17 protein-coding genes are annotated in these 20,888 nt (G+C 72.3%); 9 read left to right on the plus strand and 8 right to left on the minus strand.

Annotated elements, in window-relative coordinates:
- Positions 1 to 1,320, minus strand: coding sequence for a hypothetical protein (locus tag ACFYUV_RS44675; protein WP_387680532.1), 1,320 nt, complete (start codon positions 1,318 to 1,320; stop codon positions 1 to 3).
- A gap of 198 nt (positions 1,321 to 1,518) precedes the next feature.
- Between ACFYUV_RS44675 and lgt the strand changes: the two genes are divergently transcribed.
- Positions 1,519 to 2,355 carry a prolipoprotein diacylglyceryl transferase gene (gene lgt, locus ACFYUV_RS44680; protein ID WP_387680535.1) on the plus strand — a complete coding sequence of 279 codons (837 nt, stop codon included), beginning with the start codon at positions 1,519 to 1,521 and terminating at the stop codon, positions 2,353 to 2,355.
- Between the two features lie 14 nt (positions 2,356 to 2,369).
- On the opposite strand, the gene ACFYUV_RS44685 is transcribed toward lgt, so the two are convergent.
- The 3 genes from ACFYUV_RS44685 to ACFYUV_RS44695 form a co-directional block, all read right to left on the minus strand.
- A complete protein-coding gene (locus ACFYUV_RS44685; RefSeq protein WP_387680538.1) occupies positions 2,370 to 2,990 on the minus strand; it encodes a DsbA family protein in 621 nt (206 codons plus the stop codon).
- 129 nt (positions 2,991 to 3,119) lie between these two features.
- Positions 3,120 to 5,105 (minus strand): right-handed parallel beta-helix repeat-containing protein, encoded by a 1,986-nt coding sequence (locus ACFYUV_RS44690; RefSeq protein WP_387680541.1) that lies wholly within the window; start codon positions 5,103 to 5,105, stop codon positions 3,120 to 3,122.
- 50 nt (positions 5,106 to 5,155) lie between these two features.
- Positions 5,156 to 6,271 carry an ROK family protein gene (locus ACFYUV_RS44695; protein WP_387680544.1) on the minus strand — a complete coding sequence of 372 codons (1,116 nt, stop codon included), beginning with the start codon at positions 6,269 to 6,271 and terminating at the stop codon, positions 5,156 to 5,158.
- Between the two features lie 147 nt (positions 6,272 to 6,418).
- On the opposite strand from ACFYUV_RS44695, the gene ACFYUV_RS44700 reads away from it, so the two are divergent.
- Genes ACFYUV_RS44700 through ACFYUV_RS44730 form a run of 7 tightly spaced genes read left to right on the plus strand, consistent with a single transcriptional unit; the run spans position 6,419 to position 16,329 of the window.
- Complete coding sequence (locus tag ACFYUV_RS44700) at positions 6,419 to 7,696, plus strand: Gfo/Idh/MocA family protein (RefSeq protein WP_387680546.1); 1,278 nt, start codon at positions 6,419 to 6,421, stop codon at positions 7,694 to 7,696.
- 5 nt (positions 7,697 to 7,701) lie between these two features.
- The gene (locus tag ACFYUV_RS44705; RefSeq protein ID WP_387680548.1) at positions 7,702 to 8,997 is read left to right on the plus strand and encodes an ABC transporter substrate-binding protein; all 1,296 of its coding nucleotides are present in this window, start codon (positions 7,702 to 7,704) and stop codon (positions 8,995 to 8,997) included.
- Between the two features lies 1 nt (position 8,998).
- Positions 8,999 to 9,949: a sugar ABC transporter permease gene (locus tag ACFYUV_RS44710; RefSeq protein WP_352360126.1), complete on the plus strand. Its 951-nt coding sequence runs from the start codon at positions 8,999 to 9,001 to the stop codon at positions 9,947 to 9,949.
- On the plus strand, positions 9,946 to 10,839 hold the full coding sequence (locus tag ACFYUV_RS44715; RefSeq protein ID WP_358296950.1) for a carbohydrate ABC transporter permease: 894 nt from the start codon (positions 9,946 to 9,948) through the stop codon (positions 10,837 to 10,839). Before ACFYUV_RS44710 ends, ACFYUV_RS44715 begins: the two co-directional genes overlap by 4 nt.
- Positions 10,840 to 10,859: 20 nt before the next feature.
- Complete coding sequence (locus ACFYUV_RS44720; protein ID WP_387680551.1) at positions 10,860 to 13,205, plus strand: discoidin domain-containing protein; 2,346 nt, start codon at positions 10,860 to 10,862, stop codon at positions 13,203 to 13,205.
- Positions 13,206 to 13,226: 21 nt separating this feature from the next.
- Complete coding sequence (locus ACFYUV_RS44725) at positions 13,227 to 14,927, plus strand: beta-galactosidase family protein (RefSeq protein ID WP_387680554.1); 1,701 nt, start codon at positions 13,227 to 13,229, stop codon at positions 14,925 to 14,927.
- Entirely contained in the window at positions 14,920 to 16,329 is a 1,410-nt protein-coding gene (locus ACFYUV_RS44730) for a glycoside hydrolase family 20 protein (protein ID WP_387680557.1), read from the plus strand. The genes ACFYUV_RS44725 and ACFYUV_RS44730 overlap by 8 nt, the downstream gene beginning before the upstream one ends.
- A gap of 85 nt (positions 16,330 to 16,414) precedes the next feature.
- On the opposite strand, the gene ACFYUV_RS44735 is transcribed toward ACFYUV_RS44730, so the two are convergent.
- The 3 genes from ACFYUV_RS44735 to ACFYUV_RS44745 are packed head-to-tail and all read right to left on the minus strand — an operon-like array spanning position 16,415 to position 18,896.
- Positions 16,415 to 16,549 carry a hypothetical protein gene (locus tag ACFYUV_RS44735; protein ID WP_387680559.1) on the minus strand — a complete coding sequence of 45 codons (135 nt, stop codon included), beginning with the start codon at positions 16,547 to 16,549 and terminating at the stop codon, positions 16,415 to 16,417.
- A complete protein-coding gene (locus tag ACFYUV_RS44740) occupies positions 16,546 to 17,424 on the minus strand; it encodes an alpha/beta hydrolase (RefSeq protein WP_387680561.1) in 879 nt (292 codons plus the stop codon). The genes ACFYUV_RS44735 and ACFYUV_RS44740 overlap by 4 nt, the downstream gene beginning before the upstream one ends.
- 32 nt (positions 17,425 to 17,456) lie before the next feature.
- Positions 17,457 to 18,896: an MFS transporter gene (locus ACFYUV_RS44745; protein ID WP_387680564.1), complete on the minus strand. Its 1,440-nt coding sequence runs from the start codon at positions 18,894 to 18,896 to the stop codon at positions 17,457 to 17,459.
- A 144-nt stretch (positions 18,897 to 19,040) separates the two neighbouring features.
- Here ACFYUV_RS44745 and ACFYUV_RS44750 point away from each other — a divergent pair, with 144 nt between their 5' ends.
- On the plus strand, positions 19,041 to 19,643 hold the full coding sequence (locus ACFYUV_RS44750) for a TetR/AcrR family transcriptional regulator C-terminal ligand-binding domain-containing protein (RefSeq protein WP_387680567.1): 603 nt from the start codon (positions 19,041 to 19,043) through the stop codon (positions 19,641 to 19,643).
- Positions 19,644 to 19,667: 24 nt separating this feature from the next.
- Here ACFYUV_RS44750 and ACFYUV_RS44755 read toward each other — a convergent pair whose 3' ends face one another.
- A complete protein-coding gene (locus ACFYUV_RS44755; RefSeq protein WP_387680570.1) occupies positions 19,668 to 20,678 on the minus strand; it encodes a hypothetical protein in 1,011 nt (336 codons plus the stop codon).
- Positions 20,679 to 20,888: the final 210 nt, after the last annotated feature.

Raw genomic sequence — 20,888 nt, forward strand, 5'->3', positions numbered from 1 at the left:
TCAGTCCGCGCGGCGGTAGCGGAAGTCGTCGAAGTAGGCGCGGAGCTTCTGGTGGTGCCGCCCCACGGCGTCGGGATCGACGATCCAGAACGCGTACGTCTCCGCGAACAGCTCCCCCGCCGAGGTCAGCGCGTACGGGGTGAGGTCCTGGCCCACTTTCTCCTCGTTCACGAACACGACGAAGTTGCGCAGGCACGGGGTGATGTCGTTCCCCTGCGGCGTCTTGAACTTGGCCCGCCAGCGGACCTCCAGGATCTGCGCGTCGCACCATCGGACGATCTCGTCCCGGTAGGTCTTCCAGGTCTCCTGGGTCAGCTTGGTCGTCACGTCGCTCTTGAGCTGCGCGAGCGCGTTCTCCTGCGGGTAGACGCCCTTCTCGTCACTGGCCGTGATCCACGCCTGGACCTTCTCGATCGCGTCGAGCAGGGCGTTGTACTGGGCCTTGGCCTCGGCGCCCGAGAGCGTGGGGCCGAGCTCGTTCAGCGCGTCGTTGTCCGTCCTGAGCTGGACGGCCTCGGTCACCGCGTCCTTCGGGACGCGTTCGAGCGGGCCGTACCCCCGCCCGCCGACGCTCTGGACGGCCCAGGCCGCGTTGCTCCTGGAGGCGGTCCGGCACGCTGCGCTCTCCACGACGTGGCCGACCTCGTGCAGGATGTCACGCACGCTCGGCGAGCAGGCGCGGGCGGAGGCGCCGCCGTAGAAGCCGATCGCGTCGTCCCGGAAGATCGCGTCGGTGATCTTGAGCGTGCCGAGCGATCCGGACCAGGGGCCTCTTTCGTAGACGAACTTCGCCTTGTTGTGACCGCCCGCGCCCTCGAACTCCCGAACCCGCTCGATCTCGACGCCGCGCAGCGCGGAGCGGTCGGCGGCGGGCACGAGCCGCAGCGCCTCATGCAGCTTGACCAGGTGGTCGACGGTCCAGACGCCGGTGATCCCGGCCAGCTCGTAGGTGGTGGTGAGCGACTGCCTCAGCTGGTCCAGGTCGCGGCTCGGCGGCTCGGCGCCGGCCGGCAGGCCGCGTCCGACCAGGGTCGCGGTGGCGTGGCGGCCCTTACCGTAGGCGAGGATCACCTGGCCGACGGTGGTGGCCGTGAGGGGCATGATCTGGTGGTTGGTCTGGGGCTCGCTGTCCGCGGGAGCGTACGAGGCCAGCAGCCACGTCAGGGCGTGACGCTCCTCATCGGTCAGCCGCCCGTCGGGGAAGGCGACGGTCGCCGAGGCGAGGCCGCGGTACTTGACCGCGGCCGCGGCGACGTCGGCGTTCAGGGGCCGCGGCAGTCCCAGTTCCTTCAGCTCCACGAACGTGTAATCGATCGGCATGGGGTCTCTCCTCCTGATCCCCGCACCCTGCGCCGGGTGCCTGCCCTGTCCTGGAGAAGCCCTGAGCCGCTTCTGATACGACCCGCCGCCTTTACAAAGTAGATTCTTACCTCCGCCAGGTCACGCCGGCCGTCCGGATGGCTAGCGATCAGGTCACGGGCCCGCTCGGGAGGCCGTTCGTCGGTTAGCGTCACCGGCATGCCCCTCGCCTCGATTCCCAGCCCTTCCCAGGGGGTCTGGTATCTCGGGTTCGTGCCGATCCGGGCCTACGCGTTGTGCTTCATCGTCGCCAGCGGGTTCGGCATCTGGCTGAGCGAGCGCCGCTGGCGCGCCCGCGGCGGCGAGCGGGGCACGATCGGCGACATCGCGATGCCCGCGGTGATCTTCGGGCTGGTCGGCGGCCGTCTGTACCACGTCCTCGTCGACTGGCAGACCTACTTCGGCCCGCGCGCGATCAAGGAGCCGTACCAGGCGCTGTTCGTCTGGGAGGGCGGGCTCGGCATCTGGGGCGCGGTCGCCCTGGGCGGCGTGGGCGTGTGGCTGGCCTGCCGCCGCCGGGGGGTGCCGCTCGGGCCGGTGGCCGACACGATCGCGCCCGGCATCGCGTTCGGGCAGGCCATCGCCCGGTGGGGCAACTGGTTCAACCAGGAGCTGTACGGCAGCCCGACCACCCTGCCGTGGGGCCTGGAGATCGACCAGGCGCACGGCGGCCTGCCGGGCACGCTCTACCACCCCACGTTCCTGTACGAGTCCCTGTGGGACGTGGCCCTCGGCTTCGCGCTGATCCTGGCCGGCCGGCGGCTGCGGACGGACCGCGGCCGGCTGTTCGCCCTCTACGTCGCCGGTTACACCGCCGGACGGTTCTGGATCGAGGGGCTGCGCATCGACCCGGTCGGCGGCGTGGACCACGCGGTGACGCTGCTGGGCCTGCGGATCAACCAGTGGACCTCGATCGTGCTGTTCGCCGGTGCGCTGATCTTCCTCTGGACGACTCGCCGCAAGGAGAACGAACCGGCCCTGGAGCACAGCGCCTGACGGCCAGGACGGCGTCAGCCGGTCGAGTCGCCCAGCAGCCGTCGCAGGTCGGCGACCGGCTGGACCCCGGAGACCGGCGGACGGCCGTCGATCACCAGGCTGGGCACCCCGGTGACGCCGTGCTCGGCCGCGCGGCGGCGGTCCGCGCGCACCTGCTCGGCGTACTCGTCGCCGGCCAGGACGGCGCGCGCCTCCGCGCCGTCCAGCCCGGCCTGAGCGGCCAGCCGCCGCAGGACCTCCGCGTCGGCCACGTTGAGCCCTTCGGTGTGGTACGCGTGCAGCAGCGCCTCCAGCATCTCCTCGGCCCGGCCGCGGGCGGCAGCCAGCTTGACCAGCCGGTGGGCGTCGAAGGTGTTCACCGGCCGGGCCAGGTGCAGGTTCAGCTCCAGGCCCTCGGCGTCGCCCACCTCCCGGATGTGGGCGACGCGGGCGGGAGCCTGCTCCCCCCACCAGCCCGCCATGGCCTCGGCGGCGGTCGGGCCGGGGGTCCGGCCCTCGTCGGGCGCGAGTTCGCGGCTGCGCCAGACGACCTCGACGCCGTCGCGGGCGGGGTGCCCGGCCAGCGCGCGGGACAGGCGTCGCTTGCCGATGTAGCACCAGGGGCACAGCACGTCGGCGTAGATCTCGAGCTTCATGAACGTCCTGTCCTGATCGGGAAAGCGGTCGGGGGCCAGGACATCGTGCAATCTCAACCGCGCTTGAGGTCAACCCGGCGGCGGGAGGCCGCGCCGGAAGTCCCGGCGCGGCCTTCGACGAGAGACGGTTCAGCGGGTCGTGATCTCGCTGACGGACAGGTTGCCCCAGGTGTGGTTGGCGGCCTTGACGACCAGGCGCACCTGGGTGGTGGTGACCGGCGCGGGCAGCGGCACCGACCGCCGCTCGACCGTGGCGGTGTTGCTCGCCCAGCTGATCGCCGCGCCGGCCGTCCGGGTCACCCAGGCCGCGCCGTCCCAGGTCTGGACGTCGAGGGAGGTGATGCCCTGGCCCTGGCCGAAGTGGGTGGCCAGCACGACCTCGCCGACCGTCCTGGGGTTGGGGAAGGTGAGCGTGACGGTGCCCGGATAGGTGACGCCGGAGGACGGGCTGGCCCAGGTCGTGTAGTCCCAGCCGTCGGTGAGGGCGGCGGGGGTGGTGCTCTGGCCGTCGCCGAAGGAGGTGGTCACGGTCGCGGCCGGCTCGGACAGGCCCGCGCCCGCCGTCCGCTGGACGGCGCCGAGGTCGGGCATGCCCGAGGGCAGGGCCGTGCCGGAGACGTCGCGGCCCCCGTCGGAGGCGATCTCCAGGCCCTGCCGCAGGACCGGGGACGACGCCGTCGGGAGGTAGCCGGACAGGTCGGCGAGCGCGGCGGCGGCGCCGGGGGCGGTCAGCAGCGGGTTGCCGGACAGGGCCGCCCGGTCGCCGCCGGGGACCGGCCCGGAGTAGTAGAGGTTGCGGTCGTACTGCACGGCGCCGCCGTCGTTGTAGGGCAGGTTGGCGCCGTTGTGGATGACGTTGTTGCGCAGCCGGACGTTGCTCACCGAGCTGCTCCACACCTTCACCAGGCTGAACGAGGCCCGGTCCGGATGGTTCTGGATGAAGGGCGTCAGCGGGACCCAGATGGTGTTGTTGTAGGCGTCGATGTTCCTGGTGTTGGTGGAGAAGGCGAAGACCTGGTTGGCGTCGTTCTGGCTGACGTTGTAGCGGATGGTCGCCTCGGCCGGTCCGGTGCCGGTCGAGACGGCGATGAAGAAGCCGCCCTCGTTGTCGTGGCTGAAGTTGTACTGGACCAGGCTGCGGTGGACGGAGGCGTCGGCGTCGAAGGCGTTGCCGTCGCTGGCCAGGCCCCAGTACTTCGTCCCGGACACCTCGTTGAACTGGACGACGGTGTCGTCGGCCCCGGCCCACCAGATGCCGACGTTGCCGTGGTTCTGGGCGGTTCTGGCGACCCGGTTGCGTTCGATGAGCGCGCCTTGGGCCTGCATGACGGTGATGCCGCCCGCCGAGATGTCGTGCACGTCGTTGCCGCGGACGACGACGCCCGTGCTCGGCGTCCAGGGCCGGTAGTCGGCGGCGGGGATGCCCATGAGGTCGCTCCACAGGGACGTCCAGCCTTCGCGCTGCATCCACTGCGACCAGGTGACGATCCCGTACGAGCGGGAGTCGGCGACCTCGTTGCCCTCGATGAGCAGGTCCTGGTAGTAGGTGGCGGTGTTCTTGCCCAGCGCGCTGACGATGATCCCGCCCGCCGACGGGTTGGAGGACTGCGAGCCGGAGGCGGCGCCCTGGATGGCGTGCACGTAGTTGCCGCGCACGGTGATCCGGGGGACGGCGCCGAGGTCGGTCGCGGTGACCGCGATGCCGATGCGCGGCGTGCTCCCCGACCCGGTGTTGGTCACCTCGAAGCCGTCCAGGACGACGTCGTGCAGGTCGGCGAGCTTGACGGCCGCGTCCACGACGCCGCCGCCGGCGATGGACGGCCGGGCGCCGGCGCCGTAGGAGGTGAAGGTGACCGGGCTGCCGGCCGAGCCCGAGCCGCGCGGCGCGAGCCGTCCGGTCCACTGCCCGCCCGCCTTGAAGCGGACGGTGTCGCCGGGCTGGAAGGTCTGGGCGTTGACCTTGTCCAGGGTCCGCCACGCGGTGGACGGTGAGTGCCCGTCGGCCGCGTCGTTCCCTGCGGGGTCGACGTAGTAGGAGGTGGCGGCGTAGGCCGGGGCGGGCGCGGCCACGAAGGTCAGGACCAGCGCGGCGCACGGTAAGAGAACTCGGAACACGGCAACTCCTGGGGAGAAGGTGACGGTCGGGCGCCCGAGTTACTAATTAATCAAGGTTTAATATCTTGCCTGAAGAGGGTCAGGTCAAGAGGGAGATCCACGTCGTAGAGGAGCTCGTCCACGTGGTTGAGCGCGTGCCGTACGGCGCCGAGCACGACGGCCTGGTCGGCGAGGGTGGAGATCTCCAGGGCGGGCGGTTCGAGGCAGAGCGGGTCCAGGTGCCGGCGCAGCGGCTCCATGAGCACGTCGCCCGAGCGCGAGACGCCGCCGCCCACCACCACCAGGTCGGGGTCCACGGTCAGCACGATGGCGGCGATGCCCTCGGCCAGGTCGTGCGCGTACTGCTCGACCGCCCACCGGGCGGCGGGGTCGCCGTCCCTGGCCGCGGCGAAGACCAGCCCGGCCACCTCCTCCGGCGCGGCGCCGGGGGCGAAGCGCGCCAGGTGGTCGGGGGCGCGGTGCCAGCCGACCAGGTGCAGCGCGCCGATCTCGCCCGCCATGCCGCGGCCGCCGCGGTGCAGCTCGCCGCGCACCAGGATGCCGGCGCCGGTGCGCACGCCCGACAGCACGAACACCACGTCGTCCACCTCGCGGGCCACCCCGGCCCACCGTTCGGCCAGGGCGGCCAGGTTGCAGTCGTTCTCCACCAGGATCCGGCAGGGGTAGTCGCGGCCCACCTCCGCCGCCAGGTCCAGGCCCGTCCACTCGGGCAGCCCCACGCACAGGCGGACCGTCCCGGACGGGCTCACCACGCCGGTGGTGCCCACGGCCACCGACAACACCTGGTCGGCGGTGACGCCGGCCTCCCCCAGCGCGGCCGCCATCGTCGCGCGGACGGCCGCCAGCCGCTCGGCCCTGCCGTAATCGGCCTGCACGCGGGTGAAGCCGAGGCCGACGGGCTCGCCCTCCAGGTCGGTCACCTGGGCGCGGACGCTGGAGGAGCCGATGTCGACGCCGACGACGTAGCCGGTCGTGGCCCGGAACCGGTAGAGGCGGGCCGGGCGGCCCATCTGGCCGGCCTCGGGGGCGACCTCCTCCAGCCATCCGTGCCCGTGCAGCTCCTCGACCAGGCCCTCCACGGTCGGCCTGGACAGCCCGGCGCGGCGGGCCAGGTCGGTGAGCGGGACGACGCCCGCCGCGCGGATCGCCCGCAGCGTCGCGATCATGTTGATCCGCCGCAAGCGATGTGCGTCGCTTCCTTGGAGCGCGACCTTCCGCATGGACCCCCCTTGACAGTGCTGCCTGGCGACCAATACAAACAGGGACTAATAAAAACAGCTTTAATTACTAAGTGGCAAACCGGAAGGACATCGATGTCGGAACCCGTCGTCACGCTCGCCGTCGCGGGCGCGGGGCTGCGGAGCACGCTGTACGCCCGCCGGGCCCTGACGACCGGCCGCGCGAGGATCGTGGCCGTCGCCGAGCCTGATCCGCGACGCCGCGCCGCCTTCGCCGCCGAGCACGGCATCGCGCCCGGCAACGTCTTCGCCGACTGGGCCGACCTCGTCGCGGCGGGCCGGCTGGCCGACGCCATGATCATCGGCACCCAGGACCGGATGCACGCCGAGCCCGCCGTCGCCGCGGCCGACCTCGGCTACCACATCCTGCTGGAGAAGCCGATGGCCCCGACCGAGGAGGAGGCCGCGCGCATCACCGAGGCCGCCGAGCGCAACGGGGTCATCCTGGCCGTCTGCCACGTCATGCGGTACACCGACTACACGCGGACCCTCAAGGCGCTCGTCGACCGGGGCGCCGTCGGCCAGATCATGAACATCCAGCACCTGGAGCAGGTCGGCTGGTGGCACCAGGCGCACTCCTTCGTCCGCGGGAACTGGCGCAACGAGGCGGAGTCGGCTCCGCTGCTGCTGGCCAAGGCCTGCCACGACCTCGACTGGATGGCCTACATCAAGGGCAGTCTGCCGCACCGGGTGTCCTCCTTCGGCGATCTCGTCTATTTCCGCGAGGAGCAGACCCCGGCCGGCGCCACGGCCAACTGCCTCGACTGCCCGGTGGAGGCCACCTGCCCGTACTCGGCCAAGCGGCTCTACCTGGGCTGCCTGGGCGACCCGGACAAGGAGTGGTGGCCGCTGTCGGCGGTCACCGCCGACCACACGGAGCGGGGCGTGCTGACCGCCCTGCGCGAGGGCCCGTACGGCCGGTGCGTGTTCGGCTGCGACAACGACGTGGTCGACAGCCAGGTGGTGAACCTGGAGTTCGCCGACGGCGCGACCGCCTCGTTCACCGTCACCGCCTTCGCCGCCCTGGAGCACCGCAAGACCCGGATCTTCGGCACGCACGGCTCCATCGAGGGCGACGGCGTGCGACTGCGCCTGCACGACTTCCTCACCGACCGGATCACCGAGATCGACACCCGGACCGGCGCCGGGGCCTCGATGGCCGGCGGCCACGGAGGCGGCGACGACGGCCTGATGGACGCCTTCCTCGACGCCGTGGCCTGCGGCGACCCGGCGATGATCCGTTCCAGCGGTCACGAGAGTTTGGCCACGCACCGCGTGGTCTGGGCGGCCGAGCGCGCCCGCCTGTCCGGCACGGTGATCACTCTCGCCGAGCCCTCCCCCCTTGAAAGGTGACAACCATGACCAACGTCCTCTCCCGGACGGCCGCGCTGGTGGCGGTCGGCGCGCTCGCGTTCGGTGTGACCGCGTGCGGCAACAAGAACAGCGGCGGCCCGGCCGGGCAGGCCGAGCAGAAGTCCCTCGTCTACCGCTCCTCCTGGGGCGAGCAGGAGCCGCAGGCCAAGATCTTCAAGGCGATTCTGGACGACTTCGCCAAGCAGAACAACGTCAAGGTGGACGCGAAGTTCGTCGGCCGCAAGGGCACCGAGAACCTGCCCACCGAGATGGCCGCCGGCCAGGGCCCCGACCTGTTCGACGTCGCGACCGACAACCTGCCCGGCTGGCGGGCCCAGAACCTGAACGCCCCGCTGGACGACCTGCTCACCAAGCAGGTGCCCGGCGAGGGCAAGACCGTCGGCGACGTGCTGCCCGACTCGGTCCGGCAGGCCGCCTCCGACGACAAGGGGCTGGGCTTCCTCCCGCACACCGTGATCTCCACCGCCGTCTGGTACGACGCCGCCAAGCGCCCCGAGCTGGCCGCCAACCCGCCGCGCAGCTGGGCGGACCTGATCGCCTTCCTCGACAAGGAGAAGGCCGCCGGCCGGACCGGCATCGGCCAGGACGGCACCATCCCCTTCTACAACGTCTACTGGTTCTACTCGGCCCTGGTCCGCGCCAACGGCGCCGGCAGCCTGCTGGCGCTGTCGAAGGACGCCGCCGCCTGGGACAAGCCCGAGGTGCTGGCCGCCGCCAAGCAGGTCGAGCAGCTCACCAAGGGCGGCTACTTCCAGAAGGACCACATGGCCACGAAGTACCCGGCCGCGCAGGACGACTGGGCCCAGGGCAACTCGGCCCTGAACATCAACGGCACCTGGCTGGCCAGCGAGGTCAAGGCGAAGACCCCGGCCGGCGCCAAGATCCGTTCCTTCCAGCTCCCGGCCGGCGGCAAGGACTCCGTCGAGGTCGGCGCGCTCGGCTGGGGCGTCAACGTCAAGGGCAAGAACGTCGAGACGGCCAAGGAGTTCCTGGCCTTCGCGCTGCAGAGCAAGTACCTGAGCCGTATCTCCACCGAGGCGCTCAACATCCCCTCGCGCCCCGACATCCCCGCCCCCGACTTCCTCGCCGACGTGCAGAAGGCGATCGCCGAGGCGCCCGCCGTGCACAAGACCTACGACACCCTGGCCGCCGACAAGGCGTACTGGGTGGACCTCCTGCTGCCCCTGGACGACCAGCTCCTCGCGGGCAAGATCGACGCCGCCGAGTTCGTCGCGCAGGGCAAGAAGAAGACCGCCGACTACCTCGCGAACAAGGGCTGACATGGCATACGGCTCCCTCGTTGCGGAGACGGCGCTCCCGTCGCGGGATCCGTACCGCGGCAAGATCCTGCGGCCGGCGCGGGAACGGGCCTTCTGGCCCTTCCTGCTGCCCGCGCTCGCGCTCTACACGCTGCTGTTCGTGCTGCCCTCCTTCTACGGCGTGTGGGTCAGCCTGTACCGCTGGGCCGGGCCGGGCGCCGAGATGGAGTGGCGCGGCCTGCGCAACTACCAGGCGCTGCTGCGCAACGACGCGTTCCTGCAGTCGTTCGCCAACACCTTCCTGCTGGCGGTCGCGGGCGGCGCGCTGGTCTTCGGGATCACGTTCCTGTCGATGATGGCGCTGCGCCACCTGAAGGGACGGGCCTTCATCCGGTCCGTCGTCTTCCTCCCGATGATCATCTCGGCGATCGCGGTCGGCGCCGCGGTCGGGTTCCTGCTCAACCCCGGCGGCGTCGTCAACCAGGTGCTGGGCTGGGCGGGCATCGACGGGCTCCCCTGGCTCGGCCCCGACCTGGTCTTCCGGTGCGTCATCGGCGGGCTGGTCTGGTCCTCCACCGGCTTCTACATCGCGCTGATGATGTCCGCCGTGGACGGCATCCCGCCCCACCTGTACGAGGACGCGGTGCTCGGCGGCGCGACCAAGTGGGAGCAGTTCCGCCACATCACGCTGCCGCTCACCTGGGACGTGTTCGCGGTCGCCGCCGTGTTGTGGGTGGTCAACAGCCTCAAGGTGTTCGAGATCGTGATCGCCTTCACCACCGGCGGCACGCCCGGCGCCCCGCCGCTGCAGGCCAGGACCGTGGCCGTGCAGCAGTACACGGTGATCACCGGGGGCGGCGTGCCCGAACTGGGGTCCGGCGCCGCGATGGGGGTGGTGGTGACCCTGATCACCATCGTGCTGATCGTCCTGGTGCGCCGCATCACCCGCCGAGAGAGCGTGGAGCTGTCATGACGACCGTCCCGGTGAGGCGTCCGCTGGCCCGGCTGCTGGGCGACCTGCTGCTGCCCCGGCTGACCGCCGTCGCCCTGTGGGCGTGGGTGGTCTTCAACCTGGCCCTGGTCGCCTGGGTCGGCCTGCAGTCGCTGAAGTCCTCCGGCGAGGTGTGGCTGCACCCGTTCGCGCTGCCCGACTCCCCCGCCTGGGAGAACTACGACTCGGCCTGGCAGGCCGGCCAGTTCTCGATCGCCGCGCTCAACAGCGTCGTGCTGACCGCGCTCGGCGCGTTCCTCATCGTCGCCATCGCGGCGCCCGCCGCCTACGCGCTGTCACGGTCGTCGCGGCGGATCGCCGGGCCGATCACCGGGTTCTTCGCCGTCGGGCTGAGCATCCCGCTGCAGACCATGGCGATCCCGATCGTGGTGGCCAAGCTGTCGGTCTACACGTTCATGGAGGACTGGGTCACCGGCTGGTGGGACAACCGCATCACGCTGCTGGTGTTCGAGGTCGTCCTGTCGCTGCCGTTCGCGGTGTTCGTCCTGACCGGCTACTTCCGGTCGCTGCCCAGGGAGGTCGAGGAGGCCGCCGAGCTCGACGGCGCCGGGCCGCTGACGGCGTTCGTCCGCGTGATCGCGCCGCTGGCCCGGCCGGGCCTGACCACCGTGCTCGTGCTCAACGTGATCGGCCTGTGGAACTCCACCCTGCTGGTCCTGCTCATCACCCCGCTGCCCGAGGAGCGCACGCTCCCGGCGGCCCTGCTCAACCTGTACTCGACCATGCAGTACAGCTCCGACTGGGGCGGCCTGTTCGCCGGGATCGTGATCCTCATCTATCCGATGGTCATCCTCTACATCTGGCTCGGCCGGCGGGTCGTCGAAGGCATGACGGCCGGTATCGGCAAATGACCTGGAAAGGACGCCCGCTCTTGCGCGTCATCGTCACCGCTTTAACGCTGTTCGCCGGACTCCTGGCCGCCACCCCCGCGCAGGCCGCGACCGGCACCACCTACTACGTCGACGCCTCGGCCGGCGACGACGCCGCCGACGGGTCGAGCCCGGCCACCGCCTGGCGGAGCCTGGACAAGGCGAGCGAGCTGCGGCTCGGCCCCGGCGACCGGCTGCTGTTCCGGGCCGGGCAGCGCTGGACCGGCCGGCTCACCCTGAAGGGCGCCGGCGCGCCCGGCGACCCGGCGACGGTCGGCTCCTACGGCCAGGGCGCCAAGCCGCTGATCGAGGGCGGCGGGCTCGACGGCGCCGCCGTCACGATCGCCGACGTGCACGACTTCGTCGTGGACGGCCTCCAGGTGACCAACAGCGACGGCCGGGCCGTCTACCGCACCGGCGTCAACCTGTACGCCAAGGACTCCGGCAAGCTGGCGAACGTCACCCTGCGCAACCTCGACATCCACGACGTGGACGGCGCCGGCGGCCACAGCGTCGCCACCGCCGGGCTGCTGATCTCGATCAGGGGCAACCGCACGCCGACCTGGTTCGACCGGCTGGTCATCGAGGACAACGAGATCTCCGAGATCGGCTCCTACGGGATCATCATGTGGTCCACCTGGTCCCGCCGCAACGGCATGACCAGCCTCTACCCGGTCGAGACCGGCATCCCCGACAGCGAGGTGGTCGCCTGGACGCCGAGCACGGGCGTCGCCATCCGCGGCAACCACGTCCATGACGTGACCGGCGGCGGCATCACCCCGATGCACACCAAGGGCGCGCTGGTCGAGGGCAACAAGGTCGAGCGGGCGGTGACCGGCCGCACCAAGCCGACCGGCGGCAACGTCGGCATCTGGTGGCAGGGCAACGACGACCTCGTCGTCCAGCGCAACGAGGTCAGCGGCACCGGGTTCAACGGGCCGGGCTCCGACGGGCACGGCTTCGACTCCGACGCCGACAACAACCGCAGCATCGTGCAGTACAACTACAGCCACCACAACGACGGCGGCTTCTTCATCGCGGTGTCCTTCGCCGGCGCGCCCACCCGCGACACCGTGGTCCGCTACAACGTCAGCGAGAGCGACGGCTACGAGGTGTTCGGGCTGTCCACGGCCACCCACGGCACCGACATCCACCACAACACCGTCTACGCCGACGGCCGGGTGGTCGAGGTGAAGCCGCCGCTGGCCGGGGCCGGCAAGTACCCCCTGGGCAAGGTCGTGCGGATCTACAACGACGCCGCGGGCGTCACGGTGCGCGACAACGTGTTCCTCAACGCGGCCGGCGCCGGGTTCGACGGCAAGAACGGCGCGATCTACGACCACAACCTGTACTGGGGCACGCCGCAGCCGCCGACGGGGCCCGACCACAAGGCGATCGTGGCCGACCCCCGGCTGGCCTCGCCCGGCTCCGGCGGCCTGGCCGGATACCGCCCGCTCGACGGCTCACCGGTGTTCGACGCGGGCGTGAGCGTGCCCGCCGTCTCCGACCTGGCCGGCACGCCCGTCCCGGACGCGGCGCCCGACCTCGGGGCCTACCAGCGGGCCGTCCCGCTCCCCGAGGTGAGCAGCACGTTCACGCCCAAGGGCCAGCTGGAGCGGCTGGCCGACCGTGACCCGGACACCTTCTGGCAGAGCGTGCCCAAGCCGCGGTTCCCCGGCACTGTCGACCTGACCTACGCCGTGCCGCGCACCTTCGGCCGCGTCGAGGTGAGCGGCTCGCCGGACATCGTGTTCGACGTCCAGACCTCCGCGGACGGCCGTACCTGGCAGACCAGGGCGAGCGGCGCCAAGCAGGCGGTGACGCTGCCCGAGGAGGTCACCACGCGCCGGGTGCGGCTGGTCGTCACCGGCGAGGGCCGCTTCCGGATCGGCGAGGTGCGGCTGAGCGTGCCCGCCGCCGCCGAGCCGTACCTGCCGCCCGGCGGCGTGCCGGTGGCCACCTCGTCGTTCGTGTCGGCGTCCGCGCTGGAGAACCTGATCGACGGCGACCCCGGCACGCCGTGGGCCTCGGCCTCGACCGGGGTGACCTTCCCCGGCGACATCACCGTCGACTACCGCACGCCGCGGACCTTCTCCGAGGTCACCCTGCACACCGCCTGGGCGGGGGGCCAGGGCATCACGGACGTCTCGCTCCAGACCTGGGACGGCGACTCCTGGGTCACCCGGGTCGACCACCATCTCATCGACTGGCCGTCCAGCAGCGCCACCGTCGAGACCAGCACGATGCGGCTGCCCGCGCCGGTGTCCACGCAGAAGATCCGGCTGATCGTCCACAAGGCGAACCTCGAATGGGGCAACCTCGCCCTCTACGAGATCGTCACCCGCTGACCGGATCAGGAGAATGAAGGCATGACTCAGGTGCTGTCGGGAGCGATGCATTACTTCCGGGTCCTTCCGGAGCAGTGGCGGCAGCGCCTGGCCATGCTGCGGGCCATGGGCCTGGACACCGTCGAGACGTACGCGGCCTGGAACCTGCACGAGCCGCGGCCCGGCCACTTCGACTTCACCGGCCGGGCCGACCTGGGCCGCTTCCTGGACCTGGCGGCCGAGGAGGGGCTGCGGGCGATCGTGCGGCCGGGGCCCTACATCTGCGCGGAATGGGACAACGGCGGCCTGCCCTGGTGGCTGCTCGCCGACCGGGACGCCGCGCTGCGCTGCCACGACGAGACCTTCCTCGGCCACGTCGGGCGCTTCTTCGACGAGGTGATCCCGATCGTCGCCGCCCGGCAGGCCACCCGCGGCGGCAACGTGATCATGGTCCAGGTCGAGAACGAGTACGGCTCCTACGGCTCCGACCGGCGCTACCTGGCCTGGCTGGCCGACGGGCTGCGCGAGCGCGGCCTGGACGTCCCGCTGTTCACCTCCGACGGCGCGATCGACCACATGCTCACCGGCGGCACCCTGCCGGGCGTGCGGGCGACGGTGAACTTCGGCTCCGACCCCGAAGGCTCCTTCGCCGAGCTGGCCCGCTTCCGGCCCGAGGACCCGCCGGCGTGCATGGAGTTCTGGAACGGCTGGTTCGACCACTGGGGCGACACCCACACCACCCGGGACGCCGCCGAGGTGGCCGGCATCCTGGAACGCATGCTCGCCGCGGGCGCGTCGGTCAACCTCTACATGGCCCACGGCGGCACCAACTTCGGCACCTGGGCCGGCGCCAACCTGGGCGGCGACCTGCAGGACGGCGAGTACCAGCCGACCGTCACCTCCTACGACTACGACGCCCCGATCGACGAGCGGGGCGCGCCGACCGAGAAGTTCTGGGCCTTCAGGAAGGTGCTGGCCGCCCACCGGGAGGGCCAGGTGCCCGAGCCGGAGCCGCTGCCGCCGACGCTGCCGCCCGGCGCCGTCGAGCTGACGCAGTCGTTGCGGCTGTTCGACGCGCTCCCGCCGGTCGCGGCCCGCTCGGCGCGCCCGCCGACGTTCGAGGAGCTCGGGCTGGCCCACGGCCTGGTGCTGTACCGGGCCACCGTGCACGGGCCGCGGGGGCCGTACGAGCTGCACGTCGACGGTCTGGCCGACCGGGCCCACCTGTTCGTGGACGGCGAGCCGGTGGCGGTGCTCGAACGGGACCGGCTGACCGGCGTGCCCGTCGCGGTGCCCGGCCCGTCGGCGGTGGTGGAGCTGCTGGTCGAGTCGATGGGCCGGGTCAACTACGGCCCCCGGCTGGGCGACCGCAAGGGCATCGTCGGCGGCGTGCGGCACGAGCGGCAGTACGTGCACGACTGGGAGGCCGTGCCCATCCCGCTGGACGACGTGTCCGGGCTGCCGTGGGGCCGTACCGGCGCGACGACCGGGCCGGTCTTCCACCGCGGCACGCTCACCGTGGCCGAGCCGCGCGACGCCTACCTGGCCCTGCCCGGCTGGACCAAGGGGTACGTCTGGGTCAACGGGTTCTGCCTGGGCCGCTACTGGGACCGGGGCCCCCAGCGCACCCTCTACCTGCCGTGGCCGCTGCTGCGGGCGGGCGGCAACGAGCTCGTCGTCCTCGAACTGGACGGCTGCCGGGAGCCGGTCGTGGAGATCCGCGAGGAGGCCGGCCTTGGCTAACCCGTGCCCGGTCGTCGTGCCCCGCCTGCAGCAGTGGGACGGCGGCGCCGGCGTGCTCCCCCGCACCGCGCTGGCCAGGGTCGTGAGCGGCGAGAACGCCCTGCGTGACCGGCTCGTCCGGGAGATCGGGCAGGTCACCGGCCTGACCCTGGCCGCGGCCGGCGGGCCGGCGGGCGCCGGTGACGTCGTCCTGACCCTCGACCCGGCGCTGACGTGCGAGGCGGGCGGCGCCCGCTTCGCCGAGGAGGGCTACCTGCTCACCGTCACCGGCGAGCAGGTCCGGATCTCCGCGCCCACGCCCACCGGCCTGTTCTACGGCACGCGCAGCCTGCTGCAGATCCTGCGCACCACCGTCGAGCTGCCGGTGGGCGCCGCCGCCGACTGGCCCGACTACCCGGTGCGCGGCTTCATGCTGGACGTGGGCCGCCGCTTCTTCACGCCGGGCTTCATCCGCGAGCAGCTGGCCGTCATGGGCTGGTTCAAGCTCAACGAGCTGCAGCTCCACCTCAACGACAACGGCTTCCTGGCCCCGGACGGAACCTGGGCGGAGGTGCAGGCGGGCTTCCGCCTGGTGCCGGAAGACCCCGCGCTGGCCGGGCTGGCCTCGGCCGACGGCGCCTACGACCGAGGCGACTGGGACTCCTTCGAGGAGGCAGCGGCGGCCGAGGGCGTCACCCTGGTCCCCGAGATCGACGCGCCCGCCCACTCTCTGGCGTTCGTCCGGTTCCGTCCCTCGCTCGGGCTGGGCGACGACCACCTGGACCTGTCGAAGCCGGCGGCCACGCAGTTCGTCAAGGACGTGTTCACCGAGTTCGTCCCCTGGTTCCGCGGCCCGCACGCGCACTTCGGCGCCGACGAGTACCTGGCCGACGAGCCGCGCTACCGGGAGTTCTTCAACGCGATGGCGGCCCACCTGCGGGCGCTGGGCAAACGTCCGCGCGCGTGGGGCAGCCTGACCAGGATGGCGGGCGGCGTCCCCGAGGGCTACGACCGGGACGTGGTGATCAACTGCTGGGCCACCGTCTGGTACGGCCCGCACGAGGCCGGGCGGGACGGCTACTCCTTCGTCAACACCAGCGACTCCCTGCTCTACATCGTCCCGGCCGCCACCTACTACCACCCCGACGGCCTGGACGGCGAGTACCTGTACGACCACTGGGCGCCGCACGTCTTCCCCGACGGCCAGAGCGTGGCCCCCGGCGATCCGCGGCTGCTGGGCGCCATGTCGGCGGTGTGGAACGACATCACCGCGGCGCCCTACACCGAGGACGACGTGCGCGACCTGGTCGAGCCCACCTTCGCCGTGCTGGCCCAGAAGATGTGGAGCGGCGCGGGGGGCATGCCGTACGACGCCTTCATGGACGCCGTACGGGAGGCCGGGCGCGGGGACATGCGGCCCTGACGGCGGCACGGGGTACGTCAGGGGTGGACGGCGGGGACGGCGCCCCGCAGGTGCGGATGGTGGAATCCGGCGCCATAGTGGGCGGTCAGGGTGATCGGCGCGAGGCCCGCCGGAAGGCGTCCTGCTTGCCACGGCGGGTGACGTGCCCGGCGTGGGTGCCGTCGCGCAGGTCGGCGAAGTGGCGGACGAGCGCCTCAAGGGGGGCGGGGGGAACGTTCATCGGTGGTCCTCTCGATGGTCGGACGGGTCCGGCCCGCGCAGGGCCCGCGCGAGCAGCCGGAGAAGGGGACGGCCGGGGCGCAGCACGTCGCCGTGGACGGCGCCCGGCGGGCGGAGCAGCCGCGCCGGGACGCCGTCGGCGCGCAGCCGCCGCGCGTAGGACTCGACGTCGTCGTGCACGGGGTCGTCGCGGCCGACGGCGAGCACGGCGGGGGCCGCCCCGGCCAGGGTGGGCGCCTCCCAGTGCGTGGTGTACAGGCGGGTGCCGTCGGCGTCGCGGACGGCGGCCGGCCGGTCGCCGCGCCAGGCGCGCCAGGCCCGGCGCAGCGGCTCCGCCTGCGGGAACGCCGACGGCGAGCGGTGGTAGGAGGCGCCGGCGCAGGCCGGGTCGAACGGCGGGTAGGCCAGCACCTGCGCGGCCAGCGGCAGCCCGCGGTCGCGGGCGGCCAGGGCGGCGACGGCGGCGAGCGTGCCGCCCGCGCTGTCGCCGCCCACCGCGAGCGGCATCCCGGCCGCCCGGCCGTGGGCCCAGGCGAGGGCGGCGAGGACGTCCCGCACGGCGCCGGGATGGCGGTGGCGCGGCGCGAGCCGGTAGTCGACGCTGATCACCGCCCAGCCGGACCAGGCGGCCAGGGCCGCGGTGGCGTCGTGCCAGCCGGCGGCCGAGCCGCGCTGCCAGCTGCCGCCGTGCGCCCAGACCAGCAGCCCGGCGGGCGGCAGGCCCCGCGGCCGATGGACGCGGACCGGCACGGGAGGCGAGCCGGGCAGGACGAGACGTGACCACGACGGCTCCCGGCGTCCGCCGGTCACGGCGAACGACGGCTCCCGGCGTCCGCCGGTCACGGCGATCACCGCGCCACTGGGCTGAGGATCCATGAGGTGCTCCGCGACGAGAGAGGGAGGGCGGGTCAGGCGTGCGCGCGGTCGCGCCGGCCGCGCAGGAAGATCACCGCGACCAGGACGCCGAGCAGCACGAGCGCGGCGTTGACCGCGATCGCGACGGTGACGCCGTGCAGGACGGCCGCGCCCGTCACGGCCCCGGCCGTCGCGGCGGTGACGATCGCGGACATGATCGGGGTGCCCATGGTGATGCCGATCTGCTGGGACATCGAGGCCAGACCGGTGGCCAGGCCCTGCTCGCGGTCGGGCAGGCCGGTGGTGGCGGTGACCATGAAGCCGACGATGACCAGCATGTTCCCCACGCCGCCCAGGAAGGTGGCGGGCAGCAGCAACGCCATCGAGCCCGAGGTGCCGCCGAGGAGCAGCAGCGCGCCGGTGCTGACCGCCTGCAGCAGCCCGCCGCCGACCAGCACGGTCACGGTGGAGGTGCGGGCGATCGCCTTGGGGGCGAGCAGGCCGCCGGCCACGGTGCCGAGACCGAGCACGCCGAACGACAGCCCGGCCGCCAGGGCGGTGAAGCCGAGGGTCTTCTGCAGGTAGAGGGTGAGCAGGTACACCAGGGACGTCTCGGTGACGAAGGCCAGCAGGCCGAGCAGGTTGCCCCAGGCCACGGTCGGCTTGCGCAGCACGTGCAGCGGCACGAGCGGCGCGGCGGCGCGCCGCTCGACCAGGTGGAACAGGCCGAGCAGGACGGCTCCGCCCAGCAGCCCGGCCAGGGCGAGGGGGTGGGTCCAGCCGTGCTCGCCGGCCTGCGTCAGGCCGTAGACGACGCCGAGCAGCCCCAGGGTCACGCTGAGCGCGCCGGGCAGGTCGAGCCGGGGACGGTCGGCGGGCCGGGACTCGGCGATGACCGCGGGCGCGACGATGAGCACGGCGAGGGCGACGGGCACGTTGACGAAGAACGCCCAGCGCCAGGAGAGCAGGTCGGTCAGGACGCCGCCGAGCACGGCCCCCGCGGTGAACCCGGCGGACATCAGGGCTCCGTTGAGGCCGAGCGCCTTCTGCCGCAGCGGCCCTTCGGGGAAGGACGTGGTGAGCAGGGCGAGCCCGGCCGGGGTGGCCGCGGCCGTCGCGAGGCCCTGGGCGATGCGGGCCACGATGAGGACGTCGGGGGTGGGGGCGAGCCCGCCGGCGAGCGAGGCCGCGCCGAGCAGCGCCAGGCTGCCGAGGAAGATGCGCTTGCGGCCGACCAGGTCGCCGATGCGGCCGAAGAAGAGCGTGAAGCCGGCCGCGCACAGGGCGAAGGCGGTGGCGATCCACTGGAGGCCGGACAGGGAGAAGCCGAGGTCGTCGCCGATGGCGGGCAGGGCCACGTTGAGGATCGAGAAGTCGACGGCCAGCATGAACTGGGCGACCAGGAGCACCGCGAGGACGAGGCGCAGGCGGCCGGTCAGGCGCCGTGGCGGGGCCTGGGCGGCGGACGTGGGCAGGGGTGTGGTGGTGGTCATGGCAGGGCTTTCTCTCGGGCGTGCCGGTCGGACATGCCGCCGCAAACGGTTCTTTAGTTCCGTTAAGATGCGAGAACAGTAGCACCGGAATCAGCGTTAAGGGAACTACGGTTCCGATAAGGGTTCGAACGAGGAGGAGTCCGTATGGCCGCCGTGCCACCGCCGGGTGCCGTCCGTCCTGGTGGGCGTACCGCCCGCGTCCGCGAGGCCGTTCTGCGGGCCGCCGGCGACACCCTGGTCGAGAAGGGCTTCGCCGGGCTCGACCTCGCCGACATCGCCCGCCTCGCGGAGGTCGGCAAGACCACCGTCTACCGCCGCTGGGGCACGCCCGGCGCGCTCGCCGCCGACCTCCTCAAGGACATGGCGGAGACCTCGCTGCCCCGCGCCCGCAACGGCGACGTGCGGGCGGACCTGCGCGACAACGCCCGCCTGGTCGTCAAGACCCTCACCGACCCCCGCCAGGGACGCCTGTTCAAGGCGCTGATCGCCGCCTCGCTCTGCGACGGGGAGGCCGCCCGGGCGCTGCACTGCTTCTACGCCGTCCGCATCGAGGAGTGGGCCGGCTGCGTCACCGACGCGATCGGGCGCGGCGAGCTGCCGCCCGGCACCGACCCGCGCCGGGTGATCGCCGCCGTGTCCGCGCCCCTGTACTACGCGCTGCTCAACACCGGGGAGGCCCTCGACGAGGCCGCCGCCGACCGGGCCGCCGCGGCGGCGCTGGCCGCGGCCCGCGCCGGAGCCCTGTGAGCCCTTTGAGCCCTGTGAGCCCTGTCAGATCCTGAGCTCGGCGTAGACGGTGTCGAGGTAGCCGGTGAAGTCCGCCGTGTACTCCCGGTACCGTCTCCGCCAGCGCTCCAGGTCGGCGGCCGACACCGAGGAGCCGAGCACCGCCGTCAGGTGGGCGATGAGGAAGGTGTCGTCCTGGCCCGCCTCGAACCGCACCCGGCTCTCGACGATCTCGAACCTGCGCATGAGGTCGAGGCGGAGCAACTGGTAGAGGAAGGACTCGGCGGCGAACCTGAGCGACTCCGGCATCTCCTTGGAGATCGACTGCGGGCCGTGGTACCAGGACAGGTAGATGGCGTCGTCGAAGATCTCGAACCGGTAGGTCGCGGTGTCCTCGATGTAGGCCAGGTCCACCGGGCAGATGTGCCGGTAGTCGAACAGCGCGACCGTGCTCATGACGAGCTCCTCGCGCAGCTCCTCCGACAGGGTGGAGTTGTCCTTGCCCGCCAGCCTGGCCCAGCTGGTGCGGTCGGTGGCGCGGCGCGAGATGGCCAGCTTGTCGCCGGGGTTGAGCATCGCGACCCGGACCTGGTGGGGGAAGTGGCGGGACCTGGCCAGCCGGGCCGACACGTAGCGGGCGCTCGGGCCGCAGAAGGCGTAGAACCCGGTGGCCTCCAGGCTCGCGGTCACGTCCTTGTTGAAGGCGTCCCCGTACGTGCCGTCCACCGGGTCGAAGGACGGGTAGACGGCCGTCGGCATGAACCCCTTGTGCATCGAGGCCACCTCGGCGCGCAGCCCCGTGGCCAGGTCGCCCAGGTGCTGGGCGATGTTCTCCTCCATGCCGCGCTGCTGCACCTGGGAGCTCAGGACGGAGAACACGACGGCGAAGGCGACGGACGCGATCAGGTTGAGGCCGATCGAGGAGAGCACCGCCGCCCTGGTGAGGGCCGGGTCGGGGAACACCATGAGGACCGCGGCGAGCAGCGTCACCGCGCAGGAGAGGCCGAAGGCGTACCAGCTCAGGGTGTTGCGGAGCTTGCGCGGGGGCGTAGGCATGCACAGATCTCGCTTCGTCGCCGAGTGTCGCCACGATCCCCGATCCCGTTCCATGCTAACCGCACCGCCGGCGCTGTGTCGTAATCACGACATGGCAGACAAACGGCACGGGTGACACCTGGCGCGCCGCGTGTCCGATCACCCACTCTCGTGTGCACTGGTTGTTGCTACGAGAGGTTTCACCCCCATGCACTGGTCCGCCCATGTGAC

The sequence above is a fragment of the Nonomuraea sp. NPDC003560 genome, assembly GCF_042878785.1.
Lineage (GTDB): Bacteria > Actinomycetota > Actinomycetes > Streptosporangiales > Streptosporangiaceae > Nonomuraea.